Source organism: Nonomuraea typhae (assembly GCF_009760925.1).
Lineage (GTDB): Bacteria > Actinomycetota > Actinomycetes > Streptosporangiales > Streptosporangiaceae > Nonomuraea > Nonomuraea typhae.
Map to the genome: position 1 here is coordinate 556168 of NZ_VRLV01000003.1, position 22213 is coordinate 578380.

General features: G+C 72.9%; 18 protein-coding genes. 6 read left to right on the forward strand and 12 right to left on the reverse strand.

What is annotated here, in order from left to right:
* Window positions 1–12 precede the first annotated feature (12 nt).
* Both FVE25_RS14705 and FVE25_RS14710 read right to left on the reverse strand, forming a co-directional pair.
* Window positions 13–1899: a LamG-like jellyroll fold domain-containing protein gene (locus FVE25_RS14705; protein WP_219825498.1), complete on the reverse strand. Its 1887-nt coding sequence runs from the start codon at window positions 1897–1899 to the stop codon at window positions 13–15.
* 128 nt (window positions 1900–2027) lie between these two features.
* Complete coding sequence (locus FVE25_RS14710) at window positions 2028–2897, reverse strand: LysR family transcriptional regulator (RefSeq protein ID WP_157247289.1); 870 nt, start codon at window positions 2895–2897, stop codon at window positions 2028–2030.
* A gap of 69 nt (window positions 2898–2966) precedes the next feature.
* Here FVE25_RS14710 and FVE25_RS14715 point away from each other — a divergent pair, with 69 nt between their 5' ends.
* Window positions 2967–3662 carry a CTP synthase C-terminal region-related (seleno)protein gene (locus tag FVE25_RS14715; protein WP_157247291.1) on the forward strand — a complete coding sequence of 232 codons (696 nt, stop codon included), beginning with the start codon at window positions 2967–2969 and terminating at the stop codon, window positions 3660–3662.
* A 57-nt stretch (window positions 3663–3719) separates the two neighbouring features.
* Here the strand turns inward: FVE25_RS14715 and FVE25_RS53840 are convergent, their stop codons facing one another.
* From FVE25_RS53840 to FVE25_RS14735, 5 genes are all read right to left on the reverse strand, one after another.
* Window positions 3720–3890 (reverse strand): hypothetical protein, encoded by a 171-nt coding sequence (locus FVE25_RS53840; RefSeq protein WP_181019592.1) that lies wholly within the window; start codon window positions 3888–3890, stop codon window positions 3720–3722.
* 182 nt (window positions 3891–4072) lie between these two features.
* Window positions 4073–5638 (reverse strand): acyl-CoA dehydrogenase family protein, encoded by a 1566-nt coding sequence (locus FVE25_RS14720; RefSeq protein ID WP_157247293.1) that lies wholly within the window; start codon window positions 5636–5638, stop codon window positions 4073–4075.
* Between the two features lie 63 nt (window positions 5639–5701).
* Window positions 5702–7288 carry an acyl-CoA dehydrogenase family protein gene (locus FVE25_RS14725; protein WP_157247295.1) on the reverse strand — a complete coding sequence of 529 codons (1587 nt, stop codon included), beginning with the start codon at window positions 7286–7288 and terminating at the stop codon, window positions 5702–5704.
* A 27-nt stretch (window positions 7289–7315) separates the two neighbouring features.
* On the reverse strand, window positions 7316–7594 hold the full coding sequence (locus tag FVE25_RS14730) for an acyl carrier protein (RefSeq protein ID WP_157247297.1): 279 nt from the start codon (window positions 7592–7594) through the stop codon (window positions 7316–7318).
* A gap of 266 nt (window positions 7595–7860) precedes the next feature.
* The gene (locus tag FVE25_RS14735; RefSeq protein WP_157247299.1) at window positions 7861–10422 is read right to left on the reverse strand and encodes a glycosyl hydrolase family 18 protein; all 2562 of its coding nucleotides are present in this window, start codon (window positions 10420–10422) and stop codon (window positions 7861–7863) included.
* A gap of 155 nt (window positions 10423–10577) precedes the next feature.
* Here FVE25_RS14735 and FVE25_RS14740 point away from each other — a divergent pair, with 155 nt between their 5' ends.
* On the forward strand, window positions 10578–12311 hold the full coding sequence (locus FVE25_RS14740; protein ID WP_157247302.1) for a CBM35 domain-containing protein: 1734 nt from the start codon (window positions 10578–10580) through the stop codon (window positions 12309–12311).
* A 231-nt stretch (window positions 12312–12542) separates the two neighbouring features.
* On the forward strand, window positions 12543–13409 hold the full coding sequence (locus FVE25_RS14745; RefSeq protein ID WP_246267024.1) for a lytic polysaccharide monooxygenase auxiliary activity family 9 protein: 867 nt from the start codon (window positions 12543–12545) through the stop codon (window positions 13407–13409).
* Window positions 13410–13455: 46 nt separating this feature from the next.
* Here FVE25_RS14745 and FVE25_RS14750 read toward each other — a convergent pair whose 3' ends face one another.
* The 4 genes from FVE25_RS14750 to FVE25_RS14765 all read right to left on the reverse strand — a co-directional run bounded on the left by FVE25_RS14750 (window position 13456) and on the right by FVE25_RS14765 (window position 18503).
* Window positions 13456–13977 carry an SRPBCC family protein gene (locus tag FVE25_RS14750; protein WP_157247303.1) on the reverse strand — a complete coding sequence of 174 codons (522 nt, stop codon included), beginning with the start codon at window positions 13975–13977 and terminating at the stop codon, window positions 13456–13458.
* 39 nt (window positions 13978–14016) lie between these two features.
* On the reverse strand, window positions 14017–16740 hold the full coding sequence (locus FVE25_RS14755) for a DEAD/DEAH box helicase (RefSeq protein ID WP_157247305.1): 2724 nt from the start codon (window positions 16738–16740) through the stop codon (window positions 14017–14019).
* Between the two features lie 82 nt (window positions 16741–16822).
* Window positions 16823–17713 carry a diacylglycerol/lipid kinase family protein gene (locus tag FVE25_RS14760; RefSeq protein WP_157247307.1) on the reverse strand — a complete coding sequence of 297 codons (891 nt, stop codon included), beginning with the start codon at window positions 17711–17713 and terminating at the stop codon, window positions 16823–16825.
* Between the two features lie 37 nt (window positions 17714–17750).
* Window positions 17751–18503 carry a helix-turn-helix domain-containing protein gene (locus tag FVE25_RS14765; RefSeq protein ID WP_157247309.1) on the reverse strand — a complete coding sequence of 251 codons (753 nt, stop codon included), beginning with the start codon at window positions 18501–18503 and terminating at the stop codon, window positions 17751–17753.
* 275 nt (window positions 18504–18778) lie between these two features.
* Here FVE25_RS14765 and FVE25_RS14770 point away from each other — a divergent pair, with 275 nt between their 5' ends.
* Window positions 18779–19189, forward strand: a complete 411-nt coding sequence (locus FVE25_RS14770; protein WP_157247311.1) for a MerR family transcriptional regulator — start codon at window positions 18779–18781, stop codon at window positions 19187–19189.
* Here the strand turns inward: FVE25_RS14770 and FVE25_RS14775 are convergent.
* The gene (locus FVE25_RS14775; RefSeq protein WP_219825499.1) at window positions 19186–20118 is read right to left on the reverse strand and encodes a LysR family transcriptional regulator; all 933 of its coding nucleotides are present in this window, start codon (window positions 20116–20118) and stop codon (window positions 19186–19188) included. The genes FVE25_RS14770 and FVE25_RS14775 overlap by 4 nt on opposite strands.
* A gap of 104 nt (window positions 20119–20222) precedes the next feature.
* Here FVE25_RS14775 and FVE25_RS14780 point away from each other — a divergent pair, with 104 nt between their 5' ends.
* Together FVE25_RS14780 and FVE25_RS14785 are read left to right on the forward strand one after the other, a co-directional pair.
* Complete coding sequence (locus FVE25_RS14780) at window positions 20223–21536, forward strand: MFS transporter (RefSeq protein ID WP_157247315.1); 1314 nt, start codon at window positions 20223–20225, stop codon at window positions 21534–21536.
* Window positions 21537–21582: 46 nt separating this feature from the next.
* A complete protein-coding gene (locus FVE25_RS14785; protein ID WP_219825500.1) occupies window positions 21583–22188 on the forward strand; it encodes a maleylpyruvate isomerase family mycothiol-dependent enzyme in 606 nt (201 codons plus the stop codon).
* Window positions 22189–22213 lie beyond the last annotated feature (25 nt).

Here is a 22213-nt window from a genome sequence, read left to right on the forward strand (position 1 = left end):
GCGGCATCCCGATCAGCCGATCATGAACTGCTCCACCCGCAGGGCGCGCTCGGCGATCCGGACGTCGCCCACCCAGCCGTGCAGGACCTGGTCCAGCCTGCCGCCGTAGGCGAACCCGCCGAGCATCCACGGCAGCCCGAGCGTGGACAGGCCGGTCGCCCTGGTGGCGGGGTTGCGGGCGACCGGGCAGCCGTCCACGTACATGGTGGTGTGCCGCCCGTCGTTCACCACGGCCACGTGCCACCAGGTGTCCAGCGGCAGCTCGTGTCCCCAGTTCGTGACCGGGCCGGGCAGGTTCACCGGGTAGACGGCCCACTGGAGCTCCCGGCCGGGCGACAGGCTCAGGGTGGCGACCGGCTCGTCCGGGTCGCCCTGGGTCTTGCCCGCCTCCTTGCTCAGGCCCCAGCGGCTCAGCAGCGCGGCCCAGCCGTTCTGACCGGCGTCCCAGCCGGCGGGCAGCTTGAAGAACGCCTCGACGGTGTAGCCGTTCGGAAAGGTGGCGGTGTTGAGCGGCGCGGACGGGACCGTCTGGAGGTGGGCGCCGCGCAGCGGGTTCTTGTTGCCGCGGAAGTACAGGCTGCCGTGCCCCGGCTGGTCGGGGTGGTGCTGCGCGGACCAGGTCAGCGCGTCCGCCGGGCTGCCCGGCACGCTCACCTTGGTCAGGTCGTTGCCGCGGCCGGACAGGTCGGCCACCCGCTCGCCGTCGCCGACCGGCGAGCCGTCCTGGCGGGAGCCGTCGAAGCGCCAGTACGCCACGGTGCCGCGGACGAGCATCGGCCGGGCGGGCCGCGCCGGGCGGGGCGGCACCGGCGCGAACCCGGCGAAGCGCTGCTCGAAGTCGATCGGGACCGAGAAGTAGTCCTGCGCGCCGGTCCGCTCGATCTCCTGGCGCTCCAGGACGTTCAGCCGGGCCGGGTCCTTGGCCAGCAGCCATGGGGAGAACGTCTCGACGTCGATGGTGTTCCGCGCCAGGTCGAACCGGTACAGCCTGATCATCCCGGCGCCGCCGTAGTAGCGGTCCTGGTAGTTCGTGATGTGCACGTGCACGTCGCGACCGGCGGCGTTCTTGCGGGTCACGCGGGCGGGCGGCCAGTAGTGCCCGTTGACGGCGAGGAAGATCTGGTCGTTGCCCGCGATGAGCTGGTCCCACAGGCGTGCGCCGAACTCCGAGAACCGCCCCTCTTCACCATAGTTATCCGCATAAATCAGCTCATGGGTGGTCAGGATCACCGGCGACGTGGGATGCCGCCTGATCACCCCCTGGGCCCACGCGATCCCCGCCGGCGACGGCCGCCAGTCCAGGGCCAGCAGCAGCCAGTCCCGGCCCCCGGCGCGGAAGACGTGGCAGCTGTTGTAGCCGTCCGGGCTGGCCCCGCCGAAGGTGCGCGACCTGCGGAACCGCTGCGGCCCGAAGACGTCGAGGTACGGCGTGCGGCCGCGCTGGTCGTCGGTCGAGGAGTTGATGTCGTGGTTGCCGGCCAGCACGCTGTACGGCAGGCCGCGCCGGTCCAGGAGCCGGAAGGACTCGCCGATGGGCTCGAACTCGTGGGCCAGCCCGTTCTGCGTGAGATCGCCGAGGTGGGCCAGGAAGACGATGTTCTCCTCCCTGCCCCGCTCCAGGAGGTAGCGGAACGACGCCTCCACCGGCTCGGGATGGATGCTCCGGTCGTCGAAGAGGTACTGCGTGTCGGGCATGACGACGACCGTGAACCGCGGGCTCTCCGCGTCGGGCCGCCGGGATCGGGCCGCGTCCGTGGCGCCGGGGTCGGCCGAGGCGGCGCCCGTCGAAGCAGAGTCCGCCGCGCCGGCCGGCGGTGCGCCGACGAGGCCGAGGGCCGCCGTGCCCGCGCCGGTCAGCGCGGTCGTCCGCAGAAAGGACCGGCGGCTTGAGTTGTGCATGCCGTACTCCCGTAACTCGGGCCCCATGAGCCCCTCTACACGTCCGGCGTCACCGTAGTGAGGCGAAGGAGAAGTCCACGGGAGCCGATCCGGAAACATCGGAGGAATCCGGCGTGAACAGAGCAGACTCAGCCCGCTTCGCCACTCGCCGCCAGCACGTCCCTGACCTGCGCCGCCGGCCCGTCCGGGAGGGCGCCGTGCAGCAGCTCCACCCGGTGCACCAGCCTGGGCCCGAGCAGCGGCACCCCCTCCCCCACCGAGGCGGGCAGCAGAGTGAGCCCGTGCCCGGCCCTGACCAGGTTGAGCACGGTGTGCACGTCGTCCCCCGTGTAGGCCAGGCCGTACCGGAAGCCGTCCCCGAGGAGCTGGCGCAGGCGCTCCAGCGGGCACAGGGACGTCTGCAGCCACGCGGCGTCCACGAGGTCGGCCAGGCGCAGCCCGGCCCGGCCGGCGAGCGGGTGATCGGGCGGCAGGGCGACGACGAGGTCCTCCTCGGCAATGCCGAGCGCGGTCATCGGACCTGTGTCCGGCAGGCGCAAGGGGTCGCTGGGGGCGGTGATGCCGTCGGCCAGGCCCAGCTCCGCCCGCCCGGCCGCCACCTCCGTGGCCGCGCCGTCCCGGCCGGCCGTCGTCAGCTCGACGTGCAGGCGCGGCTGCGCGGCGCGCGCCCGTGCCAGCCGCCCGGCCACGACCGGGGTGACGGCCAGCGGGGAGGCGGCGACGGTGAGCCGGTGGGCGGGTGCGGCGGCAGCCCGCCGTACGTCGGCTCGGGCGGCCTCGATGCGCAGCAGCAGCGGACCGGCGTGTTCCAGCAGGCGCGCCCCCGCCTCGGTGAGCCGCACGGGGCGGCGGCGCAGCAACGGCAGCCCGAGGTCGGCCTCCAGTGCGGCGATCTGCTGGGAGACCGCGGACTGGGTGTAGCCGAGCTCCTGCGCCGCGCCCGAGAACGACTCCCAGCGCGCGACCGAGACGAGCGTGCGGAGCAGACGCGGATCCATCAGCATTTCTTATCAGATCAGCAGAAACTCTCGTTGGCCTTATGAAGGCGGGCCGGTCAGGCTGGTGGCATGAGAATCGCCCTGGTTGCCGATCGTTCGCCCAGCGTGCGGGCACACGCCCGGATTCCGCAGATCATCGAGGCGCTCCGCGAGCGCGACGGCCTGGCCGTGGACGCCTACTGGGTTCCCACTCCCGAGGCCGGCACGGGCCTCGGCCGCTTCGACGGCATCTGGATGCTGCCCGGCAGTCCCTACGCCAGCGAGGAGGGGGCGGTCGCGGCCGCCCGTACCGCCCGTGAGCAGGGCATCCCGTTCCTGGCCACCTGCGGCGGCTTCCAGCACGCGCTGCTGGAGTACGCGCGCAACGTCTGCGGCCTGACGGTCGCCCACGCCGAGAACGACCCGGGCGCGAGCGACTTCCTGCTGCTGCCGCTGACGTGCTCGCTCGCCGGCCACGAGAGCCTGGTACGGCTCACGCCGGGTTCGCTGGCCGAGCGGGTGGTGGGCGCGCCGGCCGCCATGGCCGCCTACAACTGCAGCTACGGCTTCAACCCGGCCTTCGAACAGGCCCTGGCCGAGCGCGGCCTGGCCTTCACCGGCCGGGCCGAGGACGGCTCGGTCCGGGCGGCCGAACTCCCCGGGCACCCGTTCTACCTGGGCACGCTCTTCCAGCCGGAGCTGTCGGGCGACCCTTCGCGCCCGCATCCGATCATCTCGGCCTTCGCCGCCGCCGCGGCCGCGAAGGCGGCGGCGCTCAGCCGGTGAGGGACCTGCGGGCGAGCCGCACACCGGGACGGGTGCGGCTCGCCGTACCGGAGCTGACTACTTCTTCATCGGGGTCCAGTTGGCGCCCACGCCCATCAGGTGCAGGGCGACGCAGAGCAGGCCGGCCGTGCCGAGCGTGGCGACGGTGACGACGCTGCCGACAGCCACGTTGGCGATCTCGAAGATCAGGGCGAGCACGAACAGCAGGGCGGCGACGAGGGCGAACATTTCAACCTCCTGGCAGGTTGCCGGACACCGCGGGGGCGGGCCTCAGCGGGTGCGTCCGAGGGGCTGACGGGCTTCCGCCTTGGGGATTTCCGGCGAGATCGCCAAGAAAACTGTCGTGAAGGTGACGTTGGGTGCACCGATGACGACAGCACTTTGACCGGGCGGTCAGTTTGGCCGGTCGGTCAGGCGAGCTCGACGTCGTGATCGGAGAACAGGCGCCGCTGCTCCCCCGCCCTGCGCAGGCGCACCAGCGCCACCCGGCGCACACCGGCGTCCTCGGGCTGCTCGTGCCCGGCCAGGATCGCCAGGCGCCGCAGGCACAACAGCAGCCAGCCGCCGCACATGTGGTACCCGTCGCGGCCGCGCGCCCGCAGCCAGGCGGCGGCGCACGCGGCGGCGGCCTCGGCCGGCCAGGAGCCCGGTCGCCGCGCGGCGAACCACTCCAGCAGCTCCAGCAGCCGCGGAGCGTGCGGCCCCGGCAGCCCGTCGGCGCGAACGACCTCGGCAGCGGCCTCCAGCCCGCCGCCCACGGAGCCGGCCGTGCCCTCGGCCGCCGAAGGCCCGCCCAGCCAGGCCGGCCCGGAGTCCTCGCCCGCCGGGGGCCTTTCGAGCCAGGCCAGTTCGGGTGGGATCCGCACGAAGGGGTCGGGCGGCAGGTCGTCCTCGGCACGCGGCAGGTGGTCGTCCGCCAGCGCGCCGGCGACCGCGACGTCCCGGCGCATCTTCTCGACGATGCCCGCGCAGTACCCGTCCCCGCCCAGCAGCCCGGCCAGCGACTCCACGGCATCCCCGGCCAGGCGGGCCACCGGGGGACACACCCGGGCCGAAGCGCCGGCGAAGCCGTGCGGGTCCAGGCGGGCGGTCCTGCACAGCTCGTGGCAGACCGCCTCCCCGATGAGCAGGTCGGTGTAGGCGTCGACGAGGCGGCGGGCCACGGGCTCGGGTTCGACCGGCACCCGGGGCAGCACGGAGCGCAGGCACGTGTCGAGGCCGCCGAGCGTGAGCGCGGCCACGAGCAGCCGGGCGACGGGCAGGGTCCGCCCGGCGAGGGCCAGCCCCTGGCCGAGCCGTCCGACGACCTGGGCGTCGCCGGCCGGCGCCCCGGCGAGCGTGAGCCGGCTGAGCGCGCCGCCGCGCAGCCCGTGGGTCTCGCGGGCGGGCTGGAACCACCAGTGCTCGCCGCCCCCGCGCAGCAGCAGGAAGGCCGTGGGCCCCTGGCCGGTCCGGGCCAGGACGGTCGTGGCGGCGGCGTGACTGCCGTTGTCGATCAGCGAGGTGCGCCCGTCCAGCCGCCAGGCGTGCCGGTCGCCGAAGGCGGCGATCTCGCGGGCCAGGATGTCCACGCCGGGCTCGGCCGCGCCGATCGGCAGCCCCATCAGCTCGTGCTCGCGCAGCAGCCCGGCCACGGCACGGCGCTGGGCCCGGCTGCCGTCGAGCCAGACGGGCAGCGCCGACAGGAAGCTGGCCGCGATCGTGGTGGCCGCGGTCAGGTCGCGCCTGGCCAGGACGCGGAACAGCGCGAACGCCTCCTCCAGCGTGCTCAGCCGCCCGCCGGAGGCCGCCGGGATGAGGTACTCCGCCAGCCCCCACGCCAGCGCCGCCGCGCAGAGCCGCCGGGGGAACCGGCCCTCCCGGTCGGCGGCGACCGCGGCCGGGAAGGAGGCGGGGTTGCGCTCGTCGGCGGGGTCGGCCAGCGCCCGGTCGAGCTCGGCGGCGACCGCCAGGGCCCGGGTGGTCGCCTCGTCCATGCGGGCTCCCCTCATCAGGCCGGGCGCGGCGGCCTCAGCGCCGAGCGCCCGGCGCACTCCTCTTCAGGCCGGGCGTGACAGCGACAGCGCGCGCCGCCCGGAACACTCCGTGGCCAGTTCCAGGTACAGGCTCTCGGCCGTGTCGCCCGGCAGCGGGAGGTCCGGGCGCAACAGGGTGACGAGCGCGGGTGTCAGCCAGTGCCGCCGTTCCCCGGCCAGGTGCCGCCTGGCCAGGCAGAGCGCGGCGAAGACCCGGGCGTAGCGCTCCCCTGCGCGCTGGCCGCGTTCGGTGCGCGGGCCGGGCGCCTCGTGTGCGTCGGCGCGCAGCCGTACCCCCTCGGCGTGCAGCAGCGCGGCGGCCTCGGGCGCGCGCGACCGCAGCGCCGCGCAGACCTCGTCGAGACCGGCCGTGACGGGGTCGGCCGCGCCGGCGACGGCGAGCGCGCGCAACCCCAGGGGGTACGGCGGCGCCGCGCTGACGGGCAGGAAGGCGGGGTCGGCGCGGCGCGGGTCGGCGGCGGGCCCGGCCAGGCAGGGCAGCTGGGCGGCGAGCGCGCCGAGCATGTCGTGGGCGGCGCCGTGCAGCAGGACGAACAGCCGGGCGTCGCGCAGCATCTTGTCGAAGATGCCGGACCAGTGGTCCTGGCGCAGCAGGTAGCGGGCGCCGAGGACGCCGGCCAGGCGGCGCAGCCGCTGCTCGGCCAGGTGCGGGATGAGGTACTTGGCGACGGCCGAGGAGATGGGCGCGAGCGCGGGCAGCTGCTGCAGGAGGCGGGCGCAGGAGTGCGCGACGGCTTCGGCCAGGCGCAGGTCGAGGTGGGCGGCGGCCAGTTCGGCGCGGACGGACGGCAGGTCGGCGGCGCGGCCGTGGCGCACGTGCTGGTGGCGCAGGAAGTCGAGGGCGCAGCGCAGGCCGGTGTCCAGGGCGCCGAGGCTGAAGGCGGGCAGGACGGTCCTGATCGTGGTCAGCGAGCGGCTGATCAGGGCTCCGGCGCCGCCGGGGCGGCCGAGGACGGCGGAGGCGGGCACGAACGCGCCGTGGAAGCGGATGCCCGCGACGTCGGCGCCGCGCACGCCGTGGGTGGGCACGCGGGGCAGCAGCTCGTACCCGGCGCTGGGCAGCCGGTCGAGGTCGGCGAGCAGCAGCGTGGACCCGCCGGAGGCGGGGTCGCGGCCGGTCAGGACGGCGAAGCGCGCCAGCCGTACGTTGCTGACCAGGGTGACGTCGCCGTCGAGCCGGTAGCCGCCGTCTGCGACGCCGGTGGTGAGCGGCTCGTGCAGGGCCAGGGCGGACCACTGGCCGCGCAGGGTGGCTTCGGCGTAGGCGCGCTGCTGGGCCGGGGTGCCGGCCAGCCAGACGGGTACGCCGGCCAGCCACGGCGAGGTGGCGATGAGCGCGGCGGTGGGGTCGCGGCGGGCCACCACGCGGGCCAGGGCCAGCAGTTCCTCCAGCGCCGTCAGGCGGCCGCCGCGGGCGGCGGGCACGAGGAAGGCCGGGTACCCCCAGCCGCGCAGGCGGTCCAGGGAGGCGTGCGGCCACCGCTCGGTACGGTCGCCGGCCATGGCGGCGGCGTAGGTGAGCGGCCCGTTCGGCAGATGGGGGTCGCCAAGGGTGTGCTCGAGCGCCTCGGCGGTGGGGAAGGGGTTCATGCCGCGCTCCTGACCCGCTCGGTGTTCTCAGGCGGCTTGGGTCTCCTGCTCGCGCAGGCACAGCCGGTGGACCTCGTCGGCCAGTTCGCTCAGGGTCGCGGTGCGGAAGAGGACCTCGTTGTCGAGCTCGATGCCGAAGGTGCGCTCGATGCGGCCGCCGATGCGCAGCAGTTTGATCGATTCGACGAGGCTCAGGTCGGTGATGCGCGAGCTGGACGCGATGCCGCCCTCCTCGACCTGGAGGACGCGGGCCACGATGCCCTTCATCGTGTTGCACACGGCCTGGTGGGTGAGCTGGTCGCCCATGCGATGCACCTCCGCCTTTCTTCGCCTATGTAGGCAGTAAAGCCAGGCGGTGCGGGCACTCCAACCCCTGCCCCTGCCGTGCCGCCCCCTAATCGGCGGAGGGGGTCGCGGCTCCGGCCCGGCCGGAGTTTCCGGGGCCGGTACGCGCGGGGGACGCGCCGGAGGCGAGGATGGTGATCGCTGTCCGCTTCACGGACTTCTCCTCTCGTGCCGCACGAAGGGATCGTGCGGCACGAGCGTCCCATCCTCGCCTGCCGGAACTCTCTCTACCTCAGGCCCGCGTCCAGGGCGTTGGTCAGGGTGCCGGTGTCACCGGACATCTCCCAGATCATCGCGCCCAGCAGGCCCTTGCTCTTGATCCACGCGGTCTTCTTGCCGATCGACCACGTGTCGTCGAAGGTCCACCACTGGCCGCCGTTGCCGGTGAAGCAGGAGGTGGCGACCGCGGCCTCGTCGTGCTTGACCGTGCAGCCGGGCACGCCGGCGATCAGGTTGCTGTAGCCACGGGTGCCGGCCTCCTCGGCGAACTGGCCGGGTGCGGCGCCGTTGGCCGACTGCCATTCGCCGGACTTGCCGCCCTCGGCGACCTCCTTCCAGCCCCGGCCGTAATAGGCCAGGCCGATGGTGAGCTTGCGGGGATTGACGCCGGCGTCGAGGTAGACGTTGACCGCCTTCTCGACGCTGAAGTCGGGGTTGTAGGGGCTGTCGGCGTCCAGGTAGAGGTTGCCCTGGTGGCCGGTGCGGAAGGGCTCCCACGAGTTGTCGCTGCCGGCGCCGTGGAAGTCGTAGCCCTGGATGTTGAAGATGTCCAGGTTGGGGGCGATGTTCGGCAGGTCCCAACCGGCCGCGATCTTGGCCGGGTCGGCCGGGGTGAACGCGGTCAGCTGGTAGCGCTTGCCGGTCTGCGCGCCGAGTGCGTCGAGCTGGCGGCGGAACTCGGCGATGAGCAGGGTGTTGTTGGCCTTGTCGTTGGGGCTGACGTGGTTGCCCGCGTGCCCCTCGGCGCCCGGCCACTCCCAGTCGAGGTCGATGCCGTCGAAGATGCCGGCCGCGACCCCGGGCCCGCCAGCGGCGTTGACGACCGGGAGGTTGCCCTTGATGTAGATGTCGATGCAGGAGGAGACGAACTTCTTGCGCGCGGCGTCGGTGGCGGCCACGTCCGAGAAGTACTTGGAGTAGGTCCATCCGCCGAGCGAGATGAGGATCTTCAGGTGCGGGTGCTTGGCCTTGAGCTTCTTGAGCTGGTTGAAGTTGCCGCGCAGCTTCTCCCAGCCGGTGTCGGCCACGCCGTCCACGGACTGCGCGGAGCTGAAGGGCCGGCCGTAGTCGGCCTCGGCGTCGCCGGCGCCGTCGCCCTGGCTGGGGTCCTGCGGGTTGGGCGTGGTGGCCCTGGTGACGCCCTGCAGGCAGGTCAGGTTGACGGGGTCGATGTTGGCGAAGGCGTAGTTGATGTGGGTGAGCTTGGCGGCCGCGCCGTTGGTGTCGAGGTTCTTGACGAAGAACTGCCGGCCGTAGATGCCCCACTGGACGAAGTAGCCGACGCGGGCGTAGCCGGTCTCGACGATGTCGAGCGTGGTGACCGAGACGGGCGCGCCGGCGGCCGAGAGGTTGTCGTACTGGTCGCGGGCGCGCACGGTGAAGGTGTACGGGGTGGACGGCGACAGCCCGGAGATCACCGCGGTGGTGCCGGTGACCGTGGCCGCGAGCGTGGCGCCCCGGTAGACGTCGTAGTTGGCGACGGCGGTGTTGTCGGTGGAGGCGTTCCAGGCCAGGGTGACGCTGCCGGCGGTCCTGGCGGTGCTGCGCAGGTTGCCGGGGACGCTCGGGGCCTGGGTGTCGTCGGAGGGGTTGTTGGTGGTGACGGTCACCGGCGAGCTGGCCGCCGAGAGCGTGCCCTTGCGGTCCTTGGCCTTGACGGTGAAGGTGTAGGCGGTGTTCGGGGTCAGGCCGGTGACGGTGGCCTCGGTGCCCTCGGCGCTGGTGGCCAGGGCGCTGCCGTTGTACACCTCGTAGCCGGTGATGGGCAGGCTGCCGGGGGTGGCCGCGTTCCAGGCCAGGGTGACGGTCTTGGTGGTCTTCACCGGTGAGCGCAGGTTGCCGGGGGCGCCGGGCGGCGCGTCGGGCGAGCCGTCGCAGTTGACGTCGTTGACGCGGCAGCTCGTGGGCTCGGCGTTGGCGGAGCTGACGGTGAAGGTCGGGCTGTACGGCTCGGTGGTGCGCCCGGCCGCGATGGTGGTGTTGTAGTGCGCGGGCGCGAGGGTGACCGTGCGCCCGCTCTGGCTGATGCTGGAGTGCTGGGCGTTGCTCGCGGTGACGCCGGCGGGCAGGTCGAAGACGACCGTCCAGCCGTTGAGCGCGGTGGTGGAGTTGTTGGCGACGACGATCTTGGCTGAGGTGCCGTTGACGTCGTAGGTCGCGGTGACGGCCGCGGGCGCCGGCGGTTCGGGGCCGCTGCCGTCGCAGTTCGCGCCGTTGATCTTGCAGCTGGTCGGCTGTACGGCGGAGCTGAGCGTGACCTTGGGGCTGAAGGGTTCGGTGTTCTTGCCCGGCTGCAAGGTGTCGATGTAGTAGGCCGGGGTGAGCGTCACTCTCGTGCCGGTCTGTCGGACGGTGGCGTTCTGGGGATTGCTCGCGGTGACGCCCGAGGGTAACTCGAACACGATCGACCAGCCCGACACCGAGGTGGTGCCGGGGTTGCTGACGACGAACGTGCCGGTTGTCCCCGACAGGCTGAAGGCGGCCAGCAGACGTCCCGCTGCATTGGCGGGCAGGGCCGACAGGGCGATGACCACGAGAACGGCGATCAGGGGGGTGAGTGATCGGCGCACGTGCAGGACCTTTCTTTAAAGAAAGTTTCCTAAGAATTACACGGATCGTAAGCCCCGCCGGGCGCCCCGACAAGGGGAATGACTGGCAATCCTCACCGCGGGGGATCACCATGGTTGTTAGGAATCTTTCCTAATAAACTCGGAAGGAGGGCGATATGCGTCGCTTATCCATCGCGTCGTTAGGCGTCCTGCTGCTGTCCGGGCTGCTCGCGCTCCCCGCGCAGGCCGCCACCACCCGCTACGAGGCCGAGAACGCCACCAGCTCCCGGGGCGCCGTCGAGGCCAATCATCCCGGATTCTCCGGCACCGGCTTCGTCAACAGCGACAACGCGGCCGGGCCGTACACCGAATGGACGGTGCACGCCCCCGCGGCGGGCACCGCGACCCTCGCCATCCGCTACGCCAACGGCACCACCACGGCCCGCACCACCGACGTCGCCGTCAACGGCGCGGTCGTCTCCCCCGGGCGCGCCTTCGGGCCCACCGGCGCGTGGAGCGCCTGGGCCGCCTCCACGCTCACCGCGACGCTGAACGCGGGCGACAACACCGTGCGGATCACCGCCACCGGCGCCGGCGGCAACCCCAACCTCGACTACCTCGAGGTCACCACCGCGGCCGGGCCCGCCACCGAGTACCAGGCCGAGAGCGCGGCGCTGGAGCGGGCGAGCGTCGCCACCAACCACGCCGGGTACACCGGATCCGGCTTCGTCGACTACGTCAACGCCGCCGGCGGCTCCATCGAGTGGAGCGTGAACGTGGCAGAGGCGGGCACGCACACGGTCGCCATCCGCTACGCCAACGGCACCGGCGCGGTCCGGCCCATGGACCTGGCCGTCAACGGCGTCACCGTCGCGGCCGGGGTGAGCTTCCCCGGCACCGGCGCGTGGAGCACCTGGGCCGAGAAGCACGTCGGCCTCACGCTCACCGCCGGCGTCAACACCGTCAGGGCGACCGGGGTCACCGCCGACGGCGGCCCCAACGTGGACCGGATCACCGTCAGCGGCTCCGGCGGCCCCGACGGCCAGGCGCCGACCGTCCCCGGCGGACCGCGCGTGACCGGCACCTCGGCCGCCAGCATCTCGCTGGCCTGGACCGAGTCCGCCGACAACGTCGGCGTCACCGGCTACCGCGTCTACGAGGGCGCCGCCGTGGTGGCCGCCTCCCCCACGCCCGCCGCCACCATCGGGGGCCTGGCCGCGGGCTCCACGCACACCTACACCGTCACCGCCCTGGACGCCGCCGGCAACGAGTCCGCCGCCAGCGTCCCCGTGACCGGCCGCGCCGACCCGGGCGGCGGCGGCCCCACGGCCGAGCAGCTCCTGGCCAAGGTCACCACCTGCCAGCAGATCTCCAACGGCCGCTACAAGACCGACGCCGACGTCTCCTCGGCCACGATCCCGGTCTGCGCCAAGACCGGCGCGGTCCACTGGACGGGCGACATGGACATCGACTGCGACGGCGTGCGCACCGCGCAGTGCAACGAGGACACCGACTGCTGCTTCCAGCCCCAGACCTTCTGTACGGCGAGCGGCGGCGGCTACCTCAACGCCGCGCGCCTGCCGTATATGGTGGTCCCGAGCCCGAGCGGCACCTGGGACTACCGCAGCCGCGGCATCGGGTGCGGGACCGTGGTCGCGATCGTCTACAACGGACAGGTGGAGTACACCGTCATGGGCGACACCGGGCCCGCCGCGATCATCGGCGAGGCATCCTACGCGGCCGCGGCGAACCTGGGCGTCAATCCCGATCCGCGCAACGGCGGCACCGACGGGCCGGTCGCCTACATCGTCTTCACCGGCGCCGGGACGAAGGTGCAGACGATCGACGACCACGAGCAGGCGGTGACGCTCGGCAGGCAGCTGGCTCAGCGGTTCGTGCAGGACAACTGATGGTGCCCGGCCCTCGCTGCGACGCGCGGGCGAGGGCCGGGGGCCGGTGAGTCCCCCCTATTTATAGGAAAGTTTCCTATAAATTTGGGAGCGTAGGGTGTCCCCTCCGGCCCGTCAATCCCTTGCGCCGGAGGCTGTCGTCCGAGATAGTTGAACTCTTAGGAAAGTTTCCTAACAGAATAGGCAACCACTGCCCTCCATCACCCCCCCATTGATGAGCAGGAGAGACAGTTGCGAACCCGAAACAAGGTCGCGCTCGCGACCGCGGCCGGCCTGCCCGCCGCCTTGCTGGCCACGGTCCTCACCACCGCCCCCGCCTACGCTCACGGCACCCTGTCCAACCCGCCCAGCAGGGTCTACACCTGCAAGAACGAGGGCCCGGAGACCCCCAAGTCCGACGCCTGCAAGGCGGCCGTCGCCGCCGGAGGCACGCAGGCGTACTACGACTGGAACGAGGTTTCCCTGCTGGAGGCCGGCGGCCGCCACCGCCAGCTCATCCCCGACGGCAAGCTGTGCAGCGCCGGTCGTGACAAGTACCGGGGCCTCGACCTCCAGCGCGCCGACTGGCCCGCCACCCCCTTCACCGCGGGCCCGCGCACGATCACCTACCACGCCTCCGCACCCCACGCGAACAGCAACTTCGAGTTCTACATCACGCGCGAAGGCTGGAACCCCACCATGCCGCTGCGCTGGTCGGACCTGGTGCACATCAAGACGTTCAACAACGTCAACCCGACGACGTTCACGAACTGGACCATCGACATCCCGCAGCGCACCGGCCGGCACATCCTGTACTCGATCTGGCAGCGGGTCGTCGGCAGCAACGAGGCGTTCTACACCTGCTCCGACGTGCAGTTCGGCGGCAGCCAGCCCACCCCGACGCCGACCCCCACCCCGACGCCCACGCCGACTCCCACGGTCACCCCCACCCCGACGCCCACGCCGACGCAGCCCGGCGGAACCTGGACCTCCGGCACCGCCTACCGGCCCGGCGACCGGGTGACCTACAACGGCGCGACCTACCAGTGCCTGCAGACGCACACCGCGATTCCCGGCTGGGAGCCGCCGAACGTCCCGGCACTCTGGCAGCGCGTCTGACGCCTGCGCGCCGCCCGGGGATGCGCCACCCGGGCGGCGCGGGAGCCTAGGTGCCCATCGGCGGCGAGCCGGGAGGCCGCGGCATGCCCGTGACGGGCGGCGCCGTACCCGTGGCGGGCGGCGGGACCTCACCGCGCCACGCGCCGGTCTCGCCGCCGCGGGTCTCGATGAAGTCCTTGAACCGGCGCAGGTCCCCCTGCACGCGCATGCGGACCAGCTGCAGCCAGTCGCCCGCGGTCTCGACGAAGCCCTCCGGGTCGTACTCCATCTGGAGCGTGACCCGGGTGGTGGTCGCGTCGATGTGACGGAAGGTGACGATTCCGCCGTGATGCGGCGGCCCGACGGTGCGCCAGGCCACCTTCTCGTCGGGGCGTTGCTCGGTGATCTCGGTCTCGAACTCGCGCCTGACCCCGGCGATCTCGGCCTGCCAGGCGTTGCGCGTGTCGGAGAGCTGCTTGACCGACTCCACCCCTTCCATGAATTCGGGGAACGTCTCGAACTGCGTCCACTGGTTGTAGGCGACGCGGATCGGGACTCGGACGTCTAGGGCGTACTCGATGGAACTCATGGCAGCGCCTCCTGCCCGCGGGACAGGAGGACTAACGCCTCACGTCATGGACGAATAGGCCACCACGCCCCGGCGCATGGCGTCCATCGCCTTGTTCGCCGTCTGGCGGACCTTGCTGTCCTTGGGCGCGGCGGCGCCGAGCTGGCTGAGCAGGTCCATGAGCTGCTTGACCCAGCGCACGAAGTCGCCCGCCGCCAGTTCGGCGCCGTTGACGCCGTCCATGAGGACCGCGTCCAGGCTGTGCCCCTTGGTCCAGCGGAAGGCGGCCCAGGCGAAGCCGAGGTCGGGCTCGCGGATGGTCTGCAGGCCGTGGTCGTTCTCGATCGCCTCCAGCTCGCCCCACAGCCGCACCATCTTGGTCAGCGCGTCCTGAGCTCGCCCCGCAGGGATCTTGGGACGGCGGGCGTCGTCGGCCTGGCGCGACTCGAAGACCAGCGCGGACACGCACGCGGCCAGTTCCGCGGGCTCCAGCTCCTCCCACAGCCCCTGGCGCAGGCACTCGGCGGTCAGCAGGTCGAGCTCGGTGTAGAGGCGGCCCAGGCGGCGGCCCTCCTCGGTGACGGTCTCGTCCTCCAGGTAGCCGAGCTGCTCCAGCACCGCGCAGATGCGGTCGAAGGTGCGGGAGATGACGTGCGAGCGGCCCTCGACCCGGCGGCGCAGCCCCTCGGTCTCGCGCAGCAGCTTGTGGTAGCGCTCGGCCCAGCGGGCGTGGTCCTCGCGCTCGTCGCAGCCGTGGCAGGGATGCTGGCGGATACGGCGGCGCAGCTCGTTGATCTCGTCGTCCTCCATCGCGTGGTCGCGGGCGCGCTGCGGCTTGCCCAGGTCGCGGTCGCCGATCTTGGCCAGGAGGCTGGAGACCAGGTTGGCGCGTTCCTTGGGGGCACGCGGGTTGAAGTTCTTCGGGATGCGCAGCTTCTCGATGGGCTCCACCGGCACCGGGAAGTCGGCCGGGTCGAGCTTCTTGACCTGCTTGCCGATGGTCAGCACCAGCGGGCTCGGCCCGTGGCCGCGCGGGTTGCGGCCCGGGTCGAGCACGATCGCCAGGCCCGCGCGCCGGCCGCCGGGCACGCGGATGACGTCACCGGGCTGCAACGCCTCCAGCGACTTGACCGCGGCCGCCCGGCGCGCGGCGCCGCGGGCCTTGGACAGCTCGGCCTCGCGGTCGGACAGCCGGCGGCGCAGCCCCGCGTACTCGGTGAAGTCGCCCAGGTGACAGGTCATCGCCTCCTGGTAGCCCTCGAGCGCCTCCTCCTGCTTGCGCAGCTGCTTGGCCAGGCCGACCACCGCCCGGTCGGCCTGGAACTGGGCGAAGGACGCCTCCAGCAGGGTCTTGGTGCGCTCGCGGCCGAACTGGCCGACGAGGTTGACCGCCATGTTGTAGGAGGGCTGGAAGCTGGAGCGCAGCGGGTAGGTGCGGGTGCCGGCCAGGCCGGCCACGGCCAGCGGGTCCATGCCCGGCTGCCACAGCACCACCGCGTGGCCCTCGACGTCGATGCCGCGCCGCCCCGCCCGGCCGGTGAGCTGGGTGTACTCCCCCGGCGTCAGGTCGGCGTGGGTCTCGCCGTTCCACTTGTCCAGCTTCTCGATGACGACGCTGCGGGCGGGCATGTTGATGCCCAGCGCGAGGGTCTCGGTGGCGAAGACCGCCTTGACCAGGCCGCGGGTGAACAGCTCCTCGACGACCTCCTTGAAGGCCGGCAGCATGCCCGCGTGGTGGGCGGCCAGGCCGCGCTCCAGGCAGTCGCGCCACTCGAGGTAGCCGAGCACGGCGAGGTCCTCGTCGGGCAGGTGGGCGGTGCGCTCGTCGACGATCTGCCGGATCTCGTGCTGCTCGCGCTCGGTCGTCAGCCGGATCCCGGCATACAGGCACTGCATGACCGCGGCGTCGCAGCCGGCCCGGGAGAAGATGAAGGTGATCGACGGCAGCAGGCCCTCGCCGTCCAGCTTCTCGATGACCTGGGCGCGGTCCGGGGGCCGGGAGCGAGTGGGCCGGCCGTACCCTCTCCTGCCCTTGCCCTGGGTGAGGCGCTCGGCGTCGCGGGTGACGCGCATGAGGGTGGGGTTGATGCGCGGGGTGAGCTCGTCGGCGATGAACAGGTCGTAGATCCGGTTGCCGATCATCATGTGCTGCCACAGCGGCACCGGGCGGTGCTCGTCGACGATCACGGTGGTGTCGCCGCGCACCTCGCCCAGCCACTCCCCGAACTCCTCGGCGTTGGAGACCGTCGCCGACAGCGCCACGAGCCGGACCGACTCGGGCAGGTGGATGATGACCTCTTCCCAGACGGCGCCGCGGAAGCGGTCGGCCAGATAGTGCACCTCGTCCATGACGACGAAGCCGAGCCCGGCCAGCGTGGCCGAACCGGCGTAGAGCATGTTGCGCAGCACCTCGGTGGTCATGACCACGATCGGGGCCTCGCCGTTGACGCTGTTGTCGCCGGTCAGCAGGCCGACCTTGGCGGTGCCGTACCGCTTGACGAGGTCGTTGTACTTCTGGTTGGACAGCGCCTTGATCGGGGTGGTGTAGAAGCACTTCATGCCCTGCTCGAGGGCGAGGTGGACGGCGAACTCGCCGACGACCGTCTTGCCCGAGCCGGTGGGCGCGGCCACCAGGACCCCGTCGCCCGCCTCCAGGGCCCGGCAGGCGTCGAGCTGGAAGTCGTCGAGCGCGAAGTCGTACAGTCCACGGAACGATCTGAGTGCGCCGCCGTCGTCCCCGAACTTCTCGCGGAAGGCCGCGTACCGCTCCGCTGGCGTTGTCATACCGATCAGCCTACCGAAACCGCCTTTCCGGTCAGGCCAGGTAGTCACCCACACCCTGCTCAAACAGGGCGAATCCCGGGCTCTAGCTGAGAACCGTCAGGGCGCCCGGCTCGACCCGGCAGGTCACCGGCGCCGCCCCGACCCGCTCGCCGTCGGCGTAGGCCACCACGTCCGGCGCCTCCACCCTGACCTCGCGCACCCGGTGGACCGAGACCGCCGGGTGCCGGACGTGCGTCCCCTTGTACACCCGCGGGAAGACCCGCACGAACTCCGCCTTGGGCACCGCGCCCAGCACCACGACGTCCAGAAGGCCGTCGTCGGGCCGGGCGTCCGGGCTGATGCGCATGCCCGCGCCGTAGGTGCCGGTGTTGGCCACCGAGACCAGCATCGCCTCGCGCTCCAGCGTCTCCTCGCCGTCCAGCGTCACCCGGAACGGGATCGGCCGGAACGCGCGCAGTTCCGCGGCCAGCGCCACCAGGTACTTCGCCATGCCGGGCGGCCAGGTCAGCCGGTTGGCCCGCTCGTTGACCCGCGAGTCGAAGCCGCAGCACACCACGCCGGCGAACCACTCCCCGTCCGCGCCCGCCCGCTCGATCCAGGCGGCGTCCACGGCCCTCGCGCGCAGGCGCAGCACCGTGTCGGCCGCGGCCAGCTGGTCCTTGACCGGCAGCCCGTAGGCGGCGGCGATGTCGTTGCCGGTTCCCGCCGGGATGATCCCGAGCGGCACGCCGGTCCCCGCCACCGCCTGCACCGCCAGGTGCACCAGCCCGTCGCCGCCGAAGGCCACCAGCGCGTCCGGGCGTTCGGCGGCAGCCGTACACGCTCGCTCCAGGGCGTCGGCGGCGTCGTCGCCGACGATCACCGACACCTCGGCGCCCCCGTCGCGCAGGCGGCGCACCACCGGCTCCAGCAGGCGCAGCGTCCGGCCCCCGCGGGCGGCCGGATTGACGAGCAGGGCGAGATGCGAGGACATTCCCGGAACCTATCGGGGATCCGGGAAGGGTGCCAGATCAGCCACTGGGTGTGGGCCTGGGCACCTCGACCACCTTCGTGGTCGAACTCACCAGGCCCTCGCCCATGATCACCTGCCCGTCGTCGCTCTTGGTCACCTCGAAGTGGTGCATCCCGGGCGCCACCCCGGTCCAGGTGTAGCGCTGCCAGCGGCCGCAGTCGTACCCGACCCGCTCGCCGCCCGGCTGCAGGGCGATCGCGTAGGAGGTGACGCCCCGCGGGCAGGACATGTTCGCCCAGATCTCCACGTTGCCCGGTTCCGCCATAGTCCAGCGGCGCGACGGCAGCCGCACGGTCAGGTGCTCGATCGTCCAGCGGAACCCCTGCCCGGCCACCGGCTCCGGCGGAGGGGCCGCCGTGGCCTGCGGGGTGCGATCCACCGTCGCCAGCCACACCACGCCCGCCACCAGCAGGACGGCCGGCGCCAGGGCGTAGGCCCACCATCGGCGACGGCGCGGTGCCGGCGGATCCTCCGGCTGTTCCCGGCTCTGCGCCGCCTCGGCCTGCCGCCACTGCTCCTCCCACGGCCCCGGCTCCTGCCCGCAGGCCGTCACGTACGCCGTCACGAAGTCGAGCGGGGGCAACTCCTCCGGGCTCAGCCTCCGGGAGACCGTACTGGAGTGGTAGCCCATGCGGCGGCCCACCTCTTCCAGCGACAGCTGCCCGCGCAGCCGCCGGAGGTCGTCGATCAGCTCGGCCACCGGTCCCGCCGTCCGGTCGATGGGGCGGTCCTTCCGTCCTCCGCGCGCCACGCCTGCCTCCTACGGATGCCCGGGCCATTGCGGATGTTGCTGCCTTTCTTGCGCAACACCGGCGCCCGCCAAACTACCCGGCTCAGAGGAAGGATCGACTCCGTCCGGCATCTCTCATGAAGGAGGGCGACACATGCACACCTTTTCCGACGGGGTCGGCTGGGGCGGCGCCTGAGTCCCCGCCCCGGCTCCCTCGCACGGGGGCGGAGAGAGCCGGGGCGGGGATCGCGGCGGATCGCTTGAGCGCGCCCGCCGCCGTGCAGGTTAATGTGAACATGAAGTCACGCGAGCGGATCACCATCGGGGAACTGGCCGAGCGGTTCGGCCTGGCCACCCACGTGCTGCGGCATTGGGAGACCATGGGCCTGCTGGAACCCGCGCGGCAGACGGGCGGCCAGCGCACCTACGAGCAGACCGACCTCGAGCGGGTGGCGGTCATCCTCATGGGCAAGGAGGCCGGGTTCACGCTGGGGCAGCTGCGGATGCTGCTGTCGGCGCCACACAACCCGATGCGGCACCGCCCGCTCCTTCAGGAGCACGTGCGGGAGCTGGAACATCGCATCGCGCAGGCGCAGGCGGCCAAGACCCTCATCGAGCACGCGCTGGCCTGCCCGCACAGCTTCGCCGAGTGCGAGCACGCCCGCGAGCAGATCGCCGCCCGCATCCCGCCCGCTCCCGAAGGCTAGGCGGACTGGCTCGCCTCCGGTTCGGGGAACCAGGCCCCGGCGGGCGCCGTGAGCCAGTCGCCGGCCTCGGCCAGATCGTCCAGGGCCCGGTGCAGGGCGCGCAGCCCGGGGTGCTCGCCGTCCGTGCGCCAGATCATCACCCAGGGGAAGATCGCGACCGGGTCCACGAGGGGCCGCAGCACCGCGCCGGGGATGGCCGGCTGGGTGGCCAGGGTGAGGATGGGGGCGTCGCGGTCGCGGATGTGCTGGGCGAGCTCGTCGCCGCCCCGCACGTGCGGATGGGCCAGGCCGGGGTCGACGCCGAAGGGCGCGAGAAGCTGCAGCACCGCGTGTTCCCACCCGGGCGTGGCGTGGTCGCCCGCGCGGATGCACGGGCTCGTGTCCCGCAACGACTCCAGAGGTACGGCGGGCAGCCCGGCGAGCCGGTGCCGCTCGGGGACCAGGACCGCGACCCGCTCGTGGCGGACCGGGCGCTGCCGTACGCCGTCGAGGAGGCCGGGGCTGCGGCCGAACGTCACGTCCAGGCGGCCGTCCAGGAGCAGCGAGGCGGCCGTCTCCGTGCCGGTGTGGAAGCGGGCGAAGAACTCCACGCCGGGCGCGTGCCCGCGGGCGGCGGCCAGGACCAGCGCCGGGGTGAGGCCGGCGCCCACGACGTCGACGGTCAGCGACCGGGGCTGGCCGCGCAGCTCCAGCATCGTCGTGTCGTACAGCGCGAGGATCTCCCGTGCCCGGGTCAGCAGGAGCCTGCCCTCCGGGGTGAGCGTGACCTTGCGGGTCGTGCGTTCCAGCAGGCGGCGGCCGACCCGGTCCTCCAGCCGCCGGACGTCGCGGCTGAGCGCCTGCTGCGCCACGAACAGGCGCTGGGCGGCGCGGCTGAAGTGAAGCTCGTCGGCGACGGTCACGTAGTGGCGAAGGAGCCGGATTTCCACGTCGTCTGGCACACCCTCTTCCTACCCGATTAACACAGCCGACGCGTGAATCGCGTTCGAACAGGTGTTGGACCCCGGGCCGGGGCCGCCACCAGGATCGGGGCATGGCCGGACGAGGAACGATCATGCTTGCCTACGGGCTGACCGGCGTCGTGAACGCGGTCTGGGGCGCCACGCTCCCCGCCACCGACGCGCGCCTGGAACTCGGGCCGGGGCGACTCGGCGGGCTGCTCATGGCCCTGGCCGCCGGCGCGCTCGTGGCCATGCCGGTGGCCGGGTGGCTGGCCGACCGGTGGGGCGGGCAGCGCCTGCTGCGGGCCTGCGCTCCGGCGGCGGCCCTGGCCCTGGCGGGCCCGGCGCTGGCCACCGGACCGGAGGCGCTGGTGGCCGCCGCCGTGGTGCTGGGGGTTCTGTTCGGGCTGCTCAACGTGGCCCTGAGCGTCCAGGCGGCGGCCGCCGAACGGGCGCTGGGCCGGCCGGTCATGGCGACGGTGCACGGCACGTGGACGCTCGGGGCGGTGGCGGGCGGCGCGGCCATCACGGCGTCGTTGCGCGCCGGCGCGGACGTGCGCCTGCTCATGGCCGCGGGCGCCGCCACCTTGGCCCTCGCCATGGCCCTCGCCTTGGCCGCCGGCAAACCCACCCCACCCGGAAACCCCCACCGATCCGGATATGTCCCCCACGCCGCCCACGCCGCCCAGCCCGGCCAACCCAGCCAGCCCGGCCAACCCAGCCAGACCGGCCAGACCGGCCAGACCGGCCAGACCGGCCACCACGATCTTCCTGGCCAATCCGACCGGAAGGGCCGGGACGGCCCGCGGGTGGGGCGGCCGTGGGTCATGGTGATGCTGGGGGTGATCGGCGCGGCGGCCTTCGTCACCGAGGGCGCCGCCACCGACTGGGCCGGGGTGCACGCGACCCGCGTCCTGGGCGCCGACCCGGCCACCGGGTCGCTGGTGTACACCGTCTTCTTCGTGGCGATGACGGCGGTGCGCTTCGTCGGCGACGCCGTACGGACCGCGCTCGGCGTCGTCACCACCATCCTGCTGGCCGGCACGACCGCCACCGCGGGCTACGCCCTCGTCCTCCTGTCGGGCTTCCTGCCCGCGGCGAACGCGGCGAACGCGGCGAACGGGGCGAGCGCGGCGGTGGCCTGCGCCGTGGCCGGCTGGGCGCTGGCCGGCGCCGGCATGGCCGTGGTGTGGCCGATCGTGGCGAGTCTCCTGGGCGCCTCAGACGGGGCCGCCCGCCGCCTGTCCGCGGTCACGACCGTCAGCTACGGCGGCGGCCTGATCGGGCCCGCCCTCATCGGCTACGTCGCGACCACGGCCACGCTCCCCCTCGCCCTGCTGATCCCGGCGGCGCTGGCGCTCCTCGTGGCCACAGTCGCACCACCCCTGATCAAAGCCGCTTCCTAACCTCATCCGGAGACGCATCATGCCCCGTGTAGCCATGGTTCCCGACGTGGAAGCCGAACGACTCAGCCTGGCCGGCCTCCTCGGCACGCTCACCCGCGACGAGTGGGCGGCGCCGTCGCTGTGCCCGGGCTGGAGCGTGCGCGACGTGGTCGCCCATCTCACGCTCGCCGACCGCGAGTTCACCCGTACGGCACTGCGCGTGCTACGGGCCCGCGGCGACTTCGACCGGGTCACCGGCGACATGGCCAGAGAGCGCGCCCGGAAGTACTCCCCGGCCGAGCTCGTGGCCCAGTTCCGGGAGACCGCCGGCCGGCCGCGCCGCTTCCCGATGAGCGGCGCGCTGGATCCGCTGACCGACATCCTGGTGCACGCCCAGGACATCGCCCGCCCCCTGGGCCGGGACCACCCCATGCCCCTCGACCGGGCGCTGCCCGCGCTGCACCACGTGTGGAGCAGCGTCTTCTACGGCACCCGCAAGCGCTTCACCGGCCTCCGCCTGAGCGCCACCGACGCCGCCTGGAGCGCGGGCGACGGGCCGCTCACCATCCGCGGGCCCGTCGCCGGCCTGCTCCTTCTGTCCACGGGACGGCGGGCGGCGCTGCCCGGCCTGACCGGAGACGGCCTGCGCGAGGCCACGGCCAGACTCGGGTAGACCCAGAACTGCCGGGTTTACAGGG

Coding starts and splice junctions, on each gene's coding strand:
- FVE25_RS14705 (WP_219825498.1), bottom strand. CDS start 1,899: ATGCACAACTCAAGCCGCCGGTCCTTTCTGCGGACGACCGCGCTGACC.
- FVE25_RS14710 (WP_157247289.1), bottom strand. CDS start 2,897: ATGGATCCGCGTCTGCTCCGCACGCTCGTCTCGGTCGCGCGCTGGGAG.
- FVE25_RS14715 (WP_157247291.1), top strand. CDS start 2,967: ATGAGAATCGCCCTGGTTGCCGATCGTTCGCCCAGCGTGCGGGCACAC.
- FVE25_RS53840 (WP_181019592.1), bottom strand. CDS start 3,890: ATGTTCGCCCTCGTCGCCGCCCTGCTGTTCGTGCTCGCCCTGATCTTC.
- FVE25_RS14720 (WP_157247293.1), bottom strand. CDS start 5,638: ATGGACGAGGCGACCACCCGGGCCCTGGCGGTCGCCGCCGAGCTCGAC.
- FVE25_RS14725 (WP_157247295.1), bottom strand. CDS start 7,288: ATGAACCCCTTCCCCACCGCCGAGGCGCTCGAGCACACCCTTGGCGAC.
- FVE25_RS14730 (WP_157247297.1), bottom strand. CDS start 7,594: ATGGGCGACCAGCTCACCCACCAGGCCGTGTGCAACACGATGAAGGGC.
- FVE25_RS14740 (WP_157247302.1), top strand. CDS start 10,578: ATGCGTCGCTTATCCATCGCGTCGTTAGGCGTCCTGCTGCTGTCCGGG.
- FVE25_RS14750 (WP_157247303.1), bottom strand. CDS start 13,977: ATGAGTTCCATCGAGTACGCCCTAGACGTCCGAGTCCCGATCCGCGTC.
- FVE25_RS14755 (WP_157247305.1), bottom strand. CDS start 16,740: ATGACAACGCCAGCGGAGCGGTACGCGGCCTTCCGCGAGAAGTTCGGG.
- FVE25_RS14760 (WP_157247307.1), bottom strand. CDS start 17,713: ATGTCCTCGCATCTCGCCCTGCTCGTCAATCCGGCCGCCCGCGGGGGC.
- FVE25_RS14770 (WP_157247311.1), top strand. CDS start 18,779: ATGAAGTCACGCGAGCGGATCACCATCGGGGAACTGGCCGAGCGGTTC.
- FVE25_RS14780 (WP_157247315.1), top strand. CDS start 20,223: ATGGCCGGACGAGGAACGATCATGCTTGCCTACGGGCTGACCGGCGTC.